Here is a 13,177-nt window from a genome sequence, read left to right as displayed (position 1 = left end):
CGTGTGCGCTTCAGCGCGAGCATGCGCTTCGCCTACGCGTCCCAGTGGACGAGTTCCCACGTGCGCGCGGCATCATCCACGCGCAACCATACGACACCGGCCGTCGGCACCGGTCGCGACAGCAGCGTATCGAGCGGCACGCGCAACGCGTGCGCGGCGAACACGCGAATCACGCCTGCATGCGTGACTACCCATTGCGGCGCGTCGATCTGCGCGACCGCGTCCGCGGTCCATGCGACACGCGCGGCGAACCGTGCAACGCTTTCGCCGCCATGCGCGCACGCATGCATCAGGTCGGCCGCCCACGCATCGAGCGCGGCGCGGTCGATATCGTCCCAACGCTGCAGTTCCCACGCGCCGAAGTCCATTTCCTGCCAGCCCGCGTCGCGCCGCAGCGGCACGCCCAACGCCTGCGCGAGCCGTTCGGCGACCGACGCGCAGCGTATCAGCGGGCTCGTCCAGAGCTGCTCTGGCAACGGCGCCCCGAGCGCCGCCAGGCGCGCGCGCACGGCCCGCGCGCCCGCGTCGGCCGACGCGGCGAGCGGCACGTCGCTGCGTCCGTAGCAAACGCCCGGCTCGACATCGACGGCCGGATGGCGAATCAGGACGAGATCCATCCGAGCACCACCAGATAGATCGCGAGTTCACCCAGTTGCTGCGCGAGGCCGAGACAGTCGCCGGTATAACCGCCGATCCGCTTCACGAAATAGCGGGCCACCCATGCCCGCACGAGCACGAGCGCGACGAAGGCTGCGACGCCCGCGCGCCAGTCCGGCCACAACAGCCACGGCAGCCCGAATGCGGCCGCGACCCATGCCGCGCGCGCGCCCATGCGCTGCGCGACCGGCTTCGCCTTGCCCTCCGGCCGAACGTAGTCGAGCGACATCAGCAGGCTCACGGCCGCCGCCCGGCTCGCCGCATGCGCGGCGACCATCGTCCACGCGGCGCGCAGCGGCGGCATGGCCGCGAGCGCCTGCCATTTCAGGCCGAGCGTGATCACGAGCGCGGCCGCGCCGAACGTGCCGATGCGCGAGTCGTGCATGATCCGCAGCACGTCTTCGCGCGTATAGCCGCCGCCGAACGCATCGCAGCTGTCGGCCAGGCCATCCTCGTGGAACGCGCCGGTCGCGAGCAGCGTCGCGGCCATCGACAGGCCGACCGCGATCGACGCGGGCAGCACGCGCAGCGCCGCGAGATAGACGAGCGCGCCCCACGCGCCGACGCATGCGCCGACCAGCGGGAAGTAACGCGCGGCCTGGTCGAGATCGCCGGCCGCATAGCCGATCGCGCGCGGCACCGGCACGCGCGTGAAATAGCCGAGCGCGACGAAGAAGTAGCGCAGTTCGGCGCGTACGCCGCCGCGCGCGCGCTCAGGCGTCACGATTGTCGACGCCCGCGGATTCGAAGCTCGCCATCTCGGTGAGGAACGCGGCCGCCGCGCGCACCAGCGGCAGCGCGAGCGCGGCGCCCGTGCCTTCGCCGAGCCGCAGGTCGAGCGCGAGCAGCGGCTTCGCGCCGAAATGCTCGAGCATGCGCCGGTGGCCGGCCTCGTGCGACGCATGCGAGAACACGCAGTAATCGCGCACGCCGGGCGCGATGCGCTCGGCGACGAGCAGCGCGGCCGTCGCGATGAAGCCGTCGACGAGGATCGTCATCCGCTCGCTCGCTGCCGCGAGATACGCGCCCGTCATCATCGCGATCTCGAAGCCGCCGAACGTCGCGAGCACGTCGAGCGGCGCGATCGCGTGCGAATGCCGGACGAGCGCGCGGCCGAGCACCGCGCGCTTGTGCGCGAGCCCCTGGTCGTCGAGGCCCGTGCCGCGCCCCACGCACGCGTCGATCGGCACGTCGAGCAGGCGGCTCATCAGGCACGCGGCCGACGACGTGTTCGCGATTCCCATTTCACCGAAGCCGATCACGTTCGTGCCGAGCGACGCGTGCAGGCGCACGCGCGCGGCACCGGCCGCGAGTGCCGTCGCCGCCTCGTCGCGCGTCATCGCGGGTTCGGCCGCGAAGTTGCGCGTGCCGCGCGCAACCGGCAGCGACACGAGCCGGTCGGATACCGGCAGCGGCGACGCGACGCCCGCATCGACGATTTCGAGCACGCACTGCGCGGCACCCGAGAACGCATTGATCGCCGCGCCGCCGGCCAGGAAGTTCGCGACCATCTGCGCGGTGACCGCCTGCGGATACGGGCTCACGCCCTCGGCCGCGATCCCGTGGTCGCCGGCGAACACGATCGTCACGGGACGCTGCACGTGCGGCCGCTCGGTGCGCTGGATCAGGCCGATCTGCAACGCGATCGCCTCGAGCTGGCCGAGACTGCCGGGCGGCTTGGTCTTGTGATCGATCACATGCTGCAGGCGCTTGCGCAGCGCGTCGTCGAGCGGCGCGATCGCGGGCGGGAAGTCGGTCGGATTCGTCATCGGAAGGTTTGCCTCGTTGGCACGGCCGGCGCCGCGCATCGAAAGAAGGGAGTTCATCGCCGCTCGGGCCACGCGGGCAGCAGCGCGTCGCGGCCGTTCTCGCGAATCAGCACGAGCGGGTAGCCGAACGCGTCGCTCGCGCGCGCCGGCGTCAGCACGTCGTGCACGGGGCCCGCCCACGCATGGCCGCGGCCGTCGAGCAACAGCGCGTGCGTCGCGAAACGCCGCGCGAGATTCAGGTCGTGACACGAGAACAGCACCGTGCGCGGGCCCGCGTCGAGCCATGTGCACAGCGCGGTGAGGCCATCGATCTGGTGATGCAGGTCGAGATGGGCGAGCGGCTCGTCGAGCAGCATCAGCGGCGCGTCCTGGCACAGCGTCGCGGCCAGCGCGACGCGCTGGCGCTCGCCGCCCGACAGCGACAGCACATCGCGCGACGCGAGCGCGCCCAGCCCGAACGTCGCGAGCGCATCGCGCGCGGCCGCGCGATCGCCGTCGCGCTCCCAGCCCCAGCCACCGAGATACGGAAAGCGGTTGAGCAGCACCGTGTCGAATACCGTCGCGCTGAACGCGTCGTGCAGTTGCTGCGGCATCAGCGCGCGGCGCCGTGCGAGCTGTTCGGGCGGCCACGCGGCGAGTGGCACGCGGTCGATCTCGACGTGGCCGCCGGCCGGCTGCCGCAGGCCCGCGAGCGTCGCGAGCAGCGTCGTCTTGCCTGCGCCGTTCGGCCCCGCGACGCACCAGATCTCGCCGGGCCGGAACGCCTGCGTGAAGCCGTCGAGCAGCGTGCGTTCGCCGGCCTTCAGCGTCAGGTCGACCGCCGCGCAGGTCATGTCGCCGGCGGCGTGCGGTGCGGCGTGCGTCATCGCATCGGTCTCCTCAGCAACATCCACAGGAACACCGGCACGCCGATCAACGCGGTCATCACGCCGACCGGCAATTGCGCCGGTGCGATCGCGGTGCGCGCGAGCAGGTCGGCCGCCATCACGCCGCCACCGCCCGCGAGCATCGCGGCGGGCAGCAGCATGCGCTGGTCGTTGCCGAATGCGAGCCGCAGCGCGTGCGGCACGACGAGGCCGACGAAACCGATCGTGCCGGCCGTCGTCACCGCGGCCGCGGCGGCCAGCGACGCGACGAGGTAGATCCGCATGCGCAGCCGCGCGACCGGCACGCCGAGCGCGAGCGCGGTCGCGTCGCCGCGCAACAGCACGTTGAGTTGGGGCGCGGCCGGCAGCGCGACGCATGCGGCCAGCAGCAGCGCGCCCCATGCGAACCAGGGCGCCGTCACGCCGTTCAGATCGCCCGTCAGCCAGAAGATGATGCCGCGCAGCCGCGCATCGGGCGCGAGCGACAGCAGCAGCGTGACGAGCGCGCCCCACCCGGCCGCGATCACGACACCCGTGAGCAGCAGCCGCGGCGACGCATCACGCGAATCGCCGCGCCCCAGCTCGCGGCGAGCCAGCCCCAGCACGAGCGCGACCGACACGAGCGCGCCGGCGAACGCGGACGCATCGACGAGCCACCACGCGGCGCCCGCGATCATCGCGACGAGCGCGAAACCGGCCGCCCCGCCGGATACGCCGAGCACGTATGGCTCCGCGAGCGGATTGCGCAGCAGCACCTGCAGCAGCGCACCGGCCAGCGCGAGCAGCGCGCCGCATGCGAAGCCCGCGAGCGCACGCGGCAGCCGCAGCGTGCGCACGATGTCGGCGAACAGCGCGTCGCCGCCGTGCGGCACGAGCGACGCGAGCGCCTGCCACGGCGACATCGGCACGCTGCCGATCGACAGCGACGCGACGAATAGCAGCGCGACCACGGCCGCGAGCGCGGCCCAGATCGACGCGGCACGCGCGGCGCTCATGCGGGGCACGCCATCGTGCACGACGCACGAAGCCTTCGCTTGTCGCCGCTGCCGGCCATGCGCGGTACGGGCGTCGCGCCGCGGCGTGTTGTAGGCATACGCAAGCTCGTCATCCTTGTTGAGCAGGTTGTTGATGCGTGCACGGACGACCGGTGACCCCGAACAGCAGCGCGACCACGGCCACGAGCGCGGCCCAGATCGACGCGGCACGCGCGGCGCTCATACGGTGCACGAGGCGTCGTCATCGCGCGCGGCAAGATTGACGACACCCTCGTCGCGGCGCCGCGTGTCACCCGAGTCATTGTGCGCACGGCTCAGGCGCCACGCGCCGCCGAACACGCAATTCACCGCCATCGACGCACGATACCGCGTGCGGCGATCGGCCCCCCGATTCCGCGTTTCGCCGCGCGCGACGCGCGACGTGGCGGCTGGGCGCACGTCGGTCGAGCCGCCGCGACACCACCGCGCAGATGGCCGCGCACACGACCGCGATCCGTCGAGCCGCACGTTCGCGCGGCCGACGTTCTGCGCAATATAGTGGAAGCCGCCCCATCGGGTCGACCGGCGTGGCGCTCGCGTCACCGTCGAGCACGATCGGCTCGGCAACGGCGACTTCCGACGACAACGGTGCGTCAGCACGCCGCGCGACGGATCGCGGCACCGCGTGACGCGCGACGTGCGACGTCGCCGCTCCGGACGGATCGGCGTACGCCGCAGCCCGCGCGACGGCGGCAAGCGGCACACCGCGGCACGCATCGAACGCCCGGCGAACGATTGGGGTCAGCATCGAAGACAAGTCCCGTGAAGCACTGCGCGCCCCGCTTCCCCGCAGGCCGCGCGTCATGAAGCCGTGCAGGCTCCTCGCCTCGGCCGGTATCCGGGCTGGCGGCGTACCGGCTCGCCTTCCCGCGCGTTTCACGCGCAGTGGCCCGCGCCCGCGTGCGACCTGCACGCGAAACGCGCCCGAGCCGGCCTGCGTCATGCGACGCGGCCGCTTACCGTTGCGGGGGCAGCGCAGGTTGGCGATCTCCGTGCGGAGCACGCGCCCTGCTTCCCGTTTAACCGCGCGACGCACGCGCGAGCACCGAGGCGGCGCCAGTTTAGGAGCGGGCCGCACGAGCGTCAAGAAAGCGCCCGGACGCATGCGGGGAGCGTGTCGGACGCGCATATTCGCGGCAAGAAGCGGGGGTGTTACGACTGGAAACGTTACAGATGTCGGAATGCGCGTTATTCCGCGCTAAAATGCTGGGTCTTTAGAGGACGCAGCAGATGCTCAACGAACTCGAAACTTTATCTCAAAATATTGGCCGTCTGATCTCGCTGAACAAGCGCTATCACTCGGAACGGCTCGCGCTCGAGGAGCAGGTCGCGCAAATGCGCGCGGAAGCGGACACCGTCCGCGCGGAACTCGCGCAGCTGCGCGACGAACGCAATGCACTCGCGGCGGAGCGCGACACGCTGTCGGCAAAGATCGACGACGCTCAGGTCAAACTGAACGCGATTCTCGAAAAGCTGCCGCGCACGAAGAGCGCCGAGCAGGCCGACAACCAGCTCGATCTGCTGGATGCGCAGGCGCGCCCGGATAGCGACGACGCGGCCAGCCACGGAGAACATGCATGAGCACCAAGCAGATCGAAGTCTCGATTCTCGGTCAGCCCTATCGGCTCGCCTGCTCGGCCGAGACCGAAGCGGCGCTGCTCGAGGCCGTCGCGCGCGTCGATGCCGAAATGTCGAAAATCCGCTCGAACAGCTCGGTGCGCGGCACCGATCGCATCGCGGTGATGGCCGCCCTGTCACTCGCATCCGAATTGCTGCGACTGCAAACGAGCGTGCGGCACGGTGAAGCATTTCCGGCGGAAGAAATCCGTCGTACAATGCACCAGATGAACGAACAGCTCGGCGCGGTGCTCGCACAGCACGAGACGCAGTAACGTTTGATCGATGCGTCGATTCCCCTTGATCTCGGCGATCAACGGTGGTCAAATTGGCGCAACGAAACACAGTTCAATCAGCTTCCCTGCCTGGTTCGCCAAGGTCATATATTCCTTGAACCAATGCCATGTGCACGGTTGCGGAAATTTGTAGCACGGGCGCGCGCGTCACTCTGTCTGATGTACCCGAAGTGCTGCTAACTGCGACCAATTCTGAACCTCAGGTTCAGGATGCCGGCCTAGCGGCCAAGGTGGGGACCTATTCAACGGCATCGGGGCTTCCCGATGCCGTTTCCTTTTCAAGGTCTGTCTGCATGCCGAACGCGTATGCAGCCAGACCGTCACGCCCTTTCTGCATCGATCACGATCCATGCAATACTGGCTGATGAAGTCCGAACCGGACGAAGCAAGCATCGACGATCTCGCCCACGCGCCGCAGCACTCGCTGCCATGGACCGGCGTGCGCAACTATCAGGCGCGCAATTTCATGCGCGACACGATGAAGATCGGCGACGGTGTGCTGTTCTATCACTCGAGCTGCCCCGAGCCGGGCATCGCGGGCCTCGCCGAAGTGTCGTCGACGCCCTACCCCGATCCCACCCAGTTCGATCCGAAAAGCCCGTATTACGATCCGAAGTCGACGCAGGAAGCACCGCGCTGGCTGCTCGTCGACGTGCGCTTCGTGAAAAAGTCGCCGCTCGTGCCGCTCGCCGCGCTGCGCGAACACGACGAACTCGCCGACATGCGCGTGCTCGCACGCGGCAACCGGCTGTCGATCACGCCCGTCACGCGCGCCGAATGGCGCTTCATCACCGAAAAGCTGATGAAGTAGGCCCGCGCAGCAGGCGCACGCAGTAGGCGCGCGCAGCAGGCACGCGCAAGCCAAACGTCAAATCCCGTCAACACGCGCCACCGCGACGGAACTCGCGGCGCGTTCGCGCGGCCTAAGCAACCGCTGTCGCCCGATCTGGCCGACGGCCGTATTTTCGTCGCGCGGCACGCCCGCGTCGCGCACGCGTGATCCGCGTGCGCGCCCTCGCACAAGGAGTCCAACAATGACCAAGAAAACCGCACTCGCGCTGTCGCTCGCCCTCGCCGCCGCCGTGCCCGTCGCGCTGACGCTCGCGTCGCCGGCCGCGCATGCGCAAACCGCGAACCCGCACTTTCCGGAGCCGGCGGGCGTGCTGTCGCTGTCGTCGCAGGCCAGCGCCGACGTGCCGCAGGACATCATCCACATCACGCTGTTCTACGAACAGCAGGCGAAGGACCCGGGCAGCCTCACGTCCGCGCTGAACCAGCGCGCCGATGCCGCGCTCGCGCAGGCGAAGGGCGTGTCGGGCGTCACCGCACACACCGGTGCGTTCTCGGTGTATCCGAGCACCGATCGCGACGGCAAGATCTCCGCATGGCGCGGCCGTACCGAAGTCGTGCTCGAATCGCGCGATTTCGCGGCGGCGTCGAAGCTCGCGGGCCAGCTGTCGAACCAGATGCAGATCGCGAACGTCGAGTTCTCGCTGTCGCCCGAAGCGCAGCGCGCGGCCGAGCAGAAGCTCACGACCGAAGCGATCAAGTCGTTCCGGGCGCGCGCGGACGAAGCCGCGAAGGCGTTCGGCTACGGCAGCTACTCGATCCGCGACGTGAACGTCGGCGGCGGGCGCAACGTGCAGCCGTATCCGCGCATGATGGCGATGGCCGCGGCGCCGATGGACAACGCGAAGATGAGCGCACCGATCGCGGTCGAAGGCGGCAAGGCGACCGTGTCGGTCACGGTCAACGGCTCGGTGCAGATGAAGTAACGCACATCGCGCCACACTCGGCGATGCGAAAACGCCGGCCCTGGGGCCGGCGTTTTTTCGTTTGCGCTCCTGCGATCGATGCGCATGCCGATCGTCTGCATCGGCATCGGCATCGGCATCGCATCAAGCATCACGCGTCACACTGCACGCGCACGGCGCAATCACATCACGCAACCCCATCACGCAGCCGCATTCACCGGGCGTCGGCGGTAGCCCCACACCAGCAGCGCGATGCCCGCGAGGATCATCGGCAGCGACAGCCACTGCCCCATCGACAGGCCGAGCGCGAGCAGGCCGAGGAAGTCGTCCGGTTCGCGCGCGAATTCGACCGTGAAGCGCGCGAGCCCGTAGCCGATCAGGAACAGCGCGGACACCGCACCCAACGGCCGCGGCTTGCGCGCGAAGAAGAACAGCACGAAGAACAGCGCAATGCCTTCGAGCGCGATTTCGTAGAGCTGCGAAGGATGGCGCGGCAGCATCTGGTACTGCATGAACACGTCGGCGAGATGCCACTTCTCGACGAGCGCCGGATGCTTCGACAGCCACGCCGCGTCGTCGCGCATCGCGCCCGGGAACAGCATCGCCCACGGCGCATTCGGATCGGTCACGCGGCCCCACAGCTCGCCGTTGATGAAGTTGCCGAGCCGCCCGGCCGCGAGCCCCGCCGGCACCATCGGCGCGACGAAATCGGTGACCTGCAGCCAGTGGCGCTTGCGCTGCCACGCGAACAGCACCATCGCGAGCGTCACGCCGAGGAAGCCGCCGTGGAACGACATCCCGCCCTCCCACACCTTGAACACGTCGAGCGGATGCGAGAAGTAGAAGTCGGCCTTGTAGAACAGCACGTAGCCGAGCCGGCCGCCGAGCACGGTGCCGAGCACGCCGTAGAACATCATGTCGTCGATGTCCTTCGCGGTCCAGCCCTGCGCCGCGACGTGCGGCAGCTTCAGGCGGATCCGCCCGACGACGATCGCCGCGATGAAGCCGACGAGATACATGAGGCCGTACCAGCGCACGGCCAGCGGCCCGAGATGGATCGCTACGGGGTCGAAATTCGGGTGAATGATCATGGATTAGCGATGAAGTTTTCGAATGCGGTACGGCGCTCGCACCGGCGCCGCTCCGCGCATTGGACGGCGCCGGCGCGCCATCGTTCGCATCACGTGGCGAGACCGTGCGCGCGCACGACGTCGATGAAGCCGGCGAGCACGGGACTGACATCGCCCGTGCGCCACACGAGGCCCGTCTCGACGACCGGCGCATCGCCGGCGAGCGGCCGGTAGACCACGCCGGTGCGCCGCAGGTTACGCAGCGATTGCGGCACCAGTGCGACGCCCATGCCGGCCGACACGAGGCTGACGATCGTCTGCATCTGGATCGCCTCCTGGCCGATGTGCGGAGTTTCCCCCGCCGCGCCGTAGCAGCCCGTAATGATGTCATAAAAGCCGGGCGCCAAACGACGCGGGAAGATCACGAGCGGCAGCGCGGCCAGGTCGGCCAGATGCACGGGCTCGTCCTCGGGCCCATCGGGCGCCGCGGCCGCCGGCATCGCGACCACCAGCGGTTCGCGCACGACCGGCAGGTACGACAGCCCGGCCGCGTGGCGCGGCGGCACCGGCGGAATCACGAGCCCCGCGTCGATGCGTCCCGCGACGAGTTCGTCGATCTGCACGTCGCTCGTCGCCTCCGCGAGCTGCAGCCGCACCTGGGGATAGCGCGCGCCGAACGCGCGCAGCAGCGACGGCAGCAGCCCGTAATCGGCGGTCGACACGAACGCGAGCGACAGCGAGCCGGCTTCGCCGCGCGCGAGGCGCCGCGCGAGCGGCGGCAGCGCGTCGGCCGACGCGAGCAGCCGGCGCACGTCGGGCAGCAGCGCCGCGCCGACCGCCGTCAGCGCGACCGAGCGCTTGGTACGCACGAACAGCGCGACGCCGAGCGCCTCCTCGAGCGCCCGGATCGCCTGCGACAGCGGCGGCTGCGTCATCGACAGGCGCTCGGCCGCGCGGCCGAAATGGCGCTCGTCGGCAACGGTCACGAAATAGCGCCACTGGCGCAGGTCGGGCGTGGGCTCAGCCATGCTTCACTCATTCGCAAAACGACTTAATAAGCGACAAATAATATATTGGACATCCCAAACCGGACACTCCATTCTTGATCGATCCAAACCGGCGCGCTGTTCGCGAGCGCCGCCACACAACGATGGAGTCCCCCATGCCGTACAACCGTCGCTCGAAGCACATCACGCAAGGCGTGGCCCGTTCGCCGAACCGCTCGATGTATTACGCCCTCGGCTACCAGAAGGACGATTTCGACAAGCCGATGATCGGCATCGCGAACGGCCACTCGACGATCACGCCGTGCAACTCGGGCCTGCAGCGGCTGTCGGACGCGGCCGTCGCGGCGATCAAGGCGGCCGATGCGAACCCGCAGATCTTCGGCACGCCGACGATCTCGGACGGCATGTCGATGGGCACCGAGGGGATGAAGTACTCGCTGGTGTCGCGCGAAGTGATCGCCGACTGCATCGAGACCTGCGTACAGGGCCAGTGGATGGACGGCGTGGTGGTGGTCGGCGGCTGCGACAAGAACATGCCGGGCGGGATGATCGCGCTCGCGCGCCTGAACGTGCCGGGTATCTACGTGTACGGCGGCACGATCCGCCCCGGCCACTGGAAAGGCCGCGACCTGACGATCGTGTCGTCGTTCGAGGCGGTCGGCGAGTTCACCGCCGGCCGGATGTCGCAGGAGGATTTCGAAGGGGTCGAGAAGAACGCGTGCCCGACCTCGGGGTCGTGCGGCGGGATGTACACGGCGAACACGATGAGTTCGTCGTTCGAGGCGCTCGGCATGTCGCTGCTGTACTCGTCGACGATGGCGAACCCCGACCAGGAGAAGGTCGATTCGGCCGCCGAATCGGCGCGCGTGCTGGTCGAGGCCGTGAAGCGCGACCTGAAGCCGCGCGACATCATCACGAAGGCATCGATCGAGAACGCGGTGTCGCTGATCATGGCCACCGGCGGCTCGACCAACGCGGTGCTGCACTATCTCGCGATCGCGCACGCGGCCGAGATCGACTGGACGATCGACGACTTCGAGCGCATCCGCAAGCGCGTGCCGGTGCTCTGCGACCTCAAGCCGTCGGGTCAGTACGTCGCGACCGATCTTCACCAGGCAGGCGGCATCCCGCAGGTGCTGCGCATCCTGCTCGATGCGGGGCTGCTGCACGGCGACTGCATGACGATCACCGGCCGCACGATCGCCGAGGAACTGAAGGACGTGCCGGGCGTGCCGCGCGCGGACCAGAAGGTGATCTTCCCGATCGATCGCGCGCTGTACAAGGAAGGGCATCTCGCGATCCTGAAGGGCAACCTCGCGGAACACGGCGCGGTCGCGAAGATCACGGGCCTGAAGAACCCGGTGATCACGGGCCCGGCGCGCGTGTTCGACGACGAGCAAAGCGCGATGGACGCGATCCTCGGCGACCGGATCCGCGCGGGCGACGTGCTGGTGCTGCGCTATCTCGGCCCGCAGGGCGGCCCCGGCATGCCGGAAATGCTCGCGCCGACGTCGGCGATCATCGGCAAGGGGCTCGGCGAATCGGTCGGCTTCATCACGGACGGCCGCTTCTCGGGCGGCACGTGGGGGATGGTTGTCGGCCACGTCGCGCCCGAGGCGTTCGTCGGCGGCACGATCGCACTCGTGCAGGAAGGCGATTCGATCACGATCGATGCGCACCGGCTGGTGCTGCAGCTGAACGTCGACGACGCGGAGCTCGCGCGCCGCCGCGCCGCGTGGAAGCAGCCGGCGCCGCGCTACACGCGCGGCGTGCTGGCCAAGTATGCGGCCCTCGCCCGCCCGGCGAACGAGGGCGCCGTCACTGGTTGATGCGGCGCACGGGGCATGCGACCCCACTTCAAGCGGCCGCCCGGGAAACGCGCAAAACGCGTTTCCCCTTTGCTTTTATAATGCGCGGACCGTGAAGCCGGCCGTCCCCGCCGGCGGAGAACCGCATGAAACAGACGATATTGCGCGCGCTGCTCGCGGCGCTGCTGACCGGCAGCGCGGCGGCCGCGCACGCCGACCTGGCCGGCGACGGGCTCGCGCTCGCGCAGCGCAAGAACTGCGTGGCCTGCCATGCGATCAACAAGCCGCTGATGGGCCCGCCGTTCCATGACATCGCCGGCAAGTACGCGGCGCGCGCCGACGCGGTCGATTACCTCGCGCAATCGATCGTAAAGGGCAGTATCGGGGTATGGGGCAGCGTGCCGATGCCCGCCAATACGCAGCTGACGAGCGCCGAGGCGCACACGCTCGCGCAGTGGGTGATGTCGCTGCGTTGATCCGGATGAACGGGCACCGCCCGGCTCTCATCGACATGACCGGCTCGTAGATCGTCATCGCCGGGGAGCGAACCTGCACTCGCGTTCCCGTGCACGAAACGACCGTGCACTCAGCCTGAACGACCGGTCCGGCGGCGGGCGATCTCTTCGTCGACCGCGTCGCGGACCCACTCCATCACTTCGGTTTCGAGCGCCAGCGCCACCTCGCGCGTGATCTGGCCAACCAGCCACGCCGTATGGTCGTGCAGCGCGTCGCGGCAGCGGGCCTCGATGGCCTCGCGCCCTTCCCCGGTCAGATAATTCGTCAGCCGATTGCGCAGACGCTCGGCGATATGGTGCGCGTCCTCAGGCGTCAGCGCGGCGGCCGCATGCGTGTCCGGCTGCGCCGCGCCGGCGAGATGATCGGTAGCCAGCCCGTCGGCAGCCGGCGCGACCCCGTGCGGCAGCGTCCCTTCGTCGGCCTGCGCCGGCACCGCGGCAAAGCCGGGCTGCTGCGCATCGTCGGCGGCCAGCGCGGAGCGCAGCGGCGCCTGCATCCCGGCCGCTTCCTCCGCAACGACGCGCCCGGCGGCACCCGGTAGCGCCGGTGCGTCGCTGTCGCCCGGCAGTTCGACGGTCGGGACATGCGGCGTCGGCACGGGCTCAACCACCACGGTTTCGGGGTCGGTTCCGGCGTGTTCCGGCACGGCGGCATCGTCGCGCGGCGGCACATCGGCCACGGCAGAACGCGCCGGCACCGGCTTGCCCGGCACCAGCACGTCGGTCAGTGTCGGGATCGAAGAGGATTCGGCTTGTGTCACGGGAAGGCTCCGTCGACGGTTGC

15 protein-coding genes, 1 other RNA gene and 1 riboswitch are annotated in these 13,177 nt (G+C 69.4%); of the genes, 7 read left to right on the top strand and 9 right to left on the bottom strand.

Annotated elements, in window-relative coordinates:
• Window positions 1-32: 32 nt before the first annotated feature.
• The 6 genes from cobC to ABIC50_RS21445 form a co-directional block, all read right to left on the bottom strand.
• A complete protein-coding gene (cobC, locus tag ABIC50_RS21470) occupies window positions 33-617 on the bottom strand; it encodes an alpha-ribazole phosphatase (protein ID WP_354166706.1) in 585 nt (194 codons plus the stop codon).
• The gene (locus ABIC50_RS21465; protein ID WP_354166704.1) at window positions 602-1,381 is read right to left on the bottom strand and encodes an adenosylcobinamide-GDP ribazoletransferase; all 780 of its coding nucleotides are present in this window, start codon (window positions 1,379-1,381) and stop codon (window positions 602-604) included. The genes cobC and ABIC50_RS21465 overlap by 16 nt, the downstream gene beginning before the upstream one ends.
• Window positions 1,371-2,426, bottom strand: a complete 1,056-nt coding sequence (cobT, locus tag ABIC50_RS21460) for a nicotinate-nucleotide--dimethylbenzimidazole phosphoribosyltransferase (protein ID WP_126228843.1) — start codon at window positions 2,424-2,426, stop codon at window positions 1,371-1,373. Before cobT ends, ABIC50_RS21465 begins: the two co-directional genes overlap by 11 nt.
• A 53-nt stretch (window positions 2,427-2,479) precedes the next feature.
• Window positions 2,480-3,292: an ABC transporter ATP-binding protein gene (locus ABIC50_RS21455; protein ID WP_354166702.1), complete on the bottom strand. Its 813-nt coding sequence runs from the start codon at window positions 3,290-3,292 to the stop codon at window positions 2,480-2,482.
• A complete protein-coding gene (locus ABIC50_RS21450; RefSeq protein ID WP_006761136.1) occupies window positions 3,289-4,287 on the bottom strand; it encodes a FecCD family ABC transporter permease in 999 nt (332 codons plus the stop codon). The genes ABIC50_RS21455 and ABIC50_RS21450 overlap by 4 nt, the downstream gene beginning before the upstream one ends.
• Before the next feature lie 298 nt (window positions 4,288-4,585).
• On the bottom strand, window positions 4,586-5,074 hold the full coding sequence (locus ABIC50_RS21445; RefSeq protein WP_354166700.1) for a hypothetical protein: 489 nt from the start codon (window positions 5,072-5,074) through the stop codon (window positions 4,586-4,588).
• Window positions 5,075-5,138: 64 nt separating this feature from the next.
• A riboswitch (cobalamin riboswitch) is annotated at window positions 5,139-5,391 on the bottom strand.
• Between the two features lie 165 nt (window positions 5,392-5,556).
• Here ABIC50_RS21445 and ABIC50_RS21440 point away from each other — a divergent pair.
• The 5 genes from ABIC50_RS21440 to ABIC50_RS21420 all read left to right on the top strand — a co-directional run bounded on the left by ABIC50_RS21440 (window position 5,557) and on the right by ABIC50_RS21420 (window position 8,014).
• Window positions 5,557-5,907, top strand: coding sequence for a hypothetical protein (locus ABIC50_RS21440; protein WP_006750007.1), 351 nt, complete (start codon window positions 5,557-5,559; stop codon window positions 5,905-5,907).
• On the top strand, window positions 5,904-6,218 hold the full coding sequence (locus ABIC50_RS21435; RefSeq protein WP_006478091.1) for a cell division protein ZapA: 315 nt from the start codon (window positions 5,904-5,906) through the stop codon (window positions 6,216-6,218). The genes ABIC50_RS21440 and ABIC50_RS21435 overlap by 4 nt, the downstream gene beginning before the upstream one ends.
• An 80-nt stretch (window positions 6,219-6,298) precedes the next feature.
• Window positions 6,299-6,480: non-coding RNA, 6S RNA (gene ssrS, locus ABIC50_RS21430), on the top strand.
• Window positions 6,481-6,588: 108 nt separating this feature from the next.
• Window positions 6,589-7,050, top strand: coding sequence for an EVE domain-containing protein (locus ABIC50_RS21425; RefSeq protein ID WP_006750008.1), 462 nt, complete (start codon window positions 6,589-6,591; stop codon window positions 7,048-7,050).
• A gap of 223 nt (window positions 7,051-7,273) precedes the next feature.
• Window positions 7,274-8,014, top strand: coding sequence for an SIMPL domain-containing protein (locus ABIC50_RS21420; protein ID WP_175714651.1), 741 nt, complete (start codon window positions 7,274-7,276; stop codon window positions 8,012-8,014).
• Between the two features lie 179 nt (window positions 8,015-8,193).
• On the opposite strand, the gene lgt is transcribed toward ABIC50_RS21420, so the two are convergent.
• Window positions 8,194-9,084 carry a prolipoprotein diacylglyceryl transferase gene (lgt, locus tag ABIC50_RS21415; RefSeq protein WP_105833078.1) on the bottom strand — a complete coding sequence of 297 codons (891 nt, stop codon included), beginning with the start codon at window positions 9,082-9,084 and terminating at the stop codon, window positions 8,194-8,196.
• A gap of 89 nt (window positions 9,085-9,173) precedes the next feature.
• Window positions 9,174-10,091 carry a LysR family transcriptional regulator gene (locus ABIC50_RS21410; RefSeq protein WP_011657674.1) on the bottom strand — a complete coding sequence of 306 codons (918 nt, stop codon included), beginning with the start codon at window positions 10,089-10,091 and terminating at the stop codon, window positions 9,174-9,176.
• Between the two features lie 134 nt (window positions 10,092-10,225).
• Here ABIC50_RS21410 and ilvD point away from each other — a divergent pair, with 134 nt between their 5' ends.
• Window positions 10,226-11,899, top strand: coding sequence for a dihydroxy-acid dehydratase (gene ilvD / locus ABIC50_RS21405; RefSeq protein WP_354166699.1), 1,674 nt, complete (start codon window positions 10,226-10,228; stop codon window positions 11,897-11,899).
• Window positions 11,900-12,024: 125 nt separating this feature from the next.
• A complete protein-coding gene (locus ABIC50_RS21400; RefSeq protein WP_354166696.1) occupies window positions 12,025-12,354 on the top strand; it encodes a c-type cytochrome in 330 nt (109 codons plus the stop codon).
• Window positions 12,355-12,464: 110 nt separating this feature from the next.
• On the opposite strand, the gene ABIC50_RS21395 is transcribed toward ABIC50_RS21400, so the two are convergent.
• Window positions 12,465-13,154 (bottom strand): DUF2486 family protein, encoded by a 690-nt coding sequence (locus ABIC50_RS21395; RefSeq protein ID WP_354166694.1) that lies wholly within the window; start codon window positions 13,152-13,154, stop codon window positions 12,465-12,467.
• Between the last annotated feature and the right edge of the window lie 23 nt (window positions 13,155-13,177).

Origin of the sequence: Burkholderia sp. 567, from assembly GCF_040545115.1 — a bacterium.
Lineage (GTDB): Bacteria > Pseudomonadota > Gammaproteobacteria > Burkholderiales > Burkholderiaceae > Burkholderia > Burkholderia ambifaria.
The sequence above is the reverse complement of the archived record's forward strand: the minus strand, read 5'-3'. Positions and strand labels throughout refer to the sequence as shown.

Excerpts from the sequence above, each read along its gene's own strand:
- cobT (WP_126228843.1), bottom strand. The coding sequence starts at position 2,426 with ATGACGAATCCGACCGACTTCCCGCCCGCGATCGCGCCGCTCGACGAC.
- ABIC50_RS21445 (WP_354166700.1), bottom strand. The coding sequence starts at position 5,074 with ATGCTGACCCCAATCGTTCGCCGGGCGTTCGATGCGTGCCGCGGTGTG.
- lgt (WP_105833078.1), bottom strand. The coding sequence starts at position 9,084 with ATGATCATTCACCCGAATTTCGACCCCGTAGCGATCCATCTCGGGCCG.
- ABIC50_RS21440 (WP_006750007.1), top strand. The coding sequence starts at position 5,557 with ATGCTCAACGAACTCGAAACTTTATCTCAAAATATTGGCCGTCTGATC.
- ABIC50_RS21435 (WP_006478091.1), top strand. The coding sequence starts at position 5,904 with ATGAGCACCAAGCAGATCGAAGTCTCGATTCTCGGTCAGCCCTATCGG.
- ilvD (WP_354166699.1), top strand. The coding sequence starts at position 10,226 with ATGCCGTACAACCGTCGCTCGAAGCACATCACGCAAGGCGTGGCCCGT.
- cobC (WP_354166706.1), bottom strand. The coding sequence starts at position 617 with ATGGATCTCGTCCTGATTCGCCATCCGGCCGTCGATGTCGAGCCGGGC.
- ABIC50_RS21450 (WP_006761136.1), bottom strand. The coding sequence starts at position 4,287 with ATGAGCGCCGCGCGTGCCGCGTCGATCTGGGCCGCGCTCGCGGCCGTG.
- ABIC50_RS21420 (WP_175714651.1), top strand. The coding sequence starts at position 7,274 with ATGACCAAGAAAACCGCACTCGCGCTGTCGCTCGCCCTCGCCGCCGCC.
- ABIC50_RS21410 (WP_011657674.1), bottom strand. The coding sequence starts at position 10,091 with ATGGCTGAGCCCACGCCCGACCTGCGCCAGTGGCGCTATTTCGTGACC.
- ABIC50_RS21455 (WP_354166702.1), bottom strand. The coding sequence starts at position 3,292 with ATGACGCACGCCGCACCGCACGCCGCCGGCGACATGACCTGCGCGGCG.
- ABIC50_RS21400 (WP_354166696.1), top strand. The coding sequence starts at position 12,025 with ATGAAACAGACGATATTGCGCGCGCTGCTCGCGGCGCTGCTGACCGGC.
- ABIC50_RS21425 (WP_006750008.1), top strand. The coding sequence starts at position 6,589 with ATGCAATACTGGCTGATGAAGTCCGAACCGGACGAAGCAAGCATCGAC.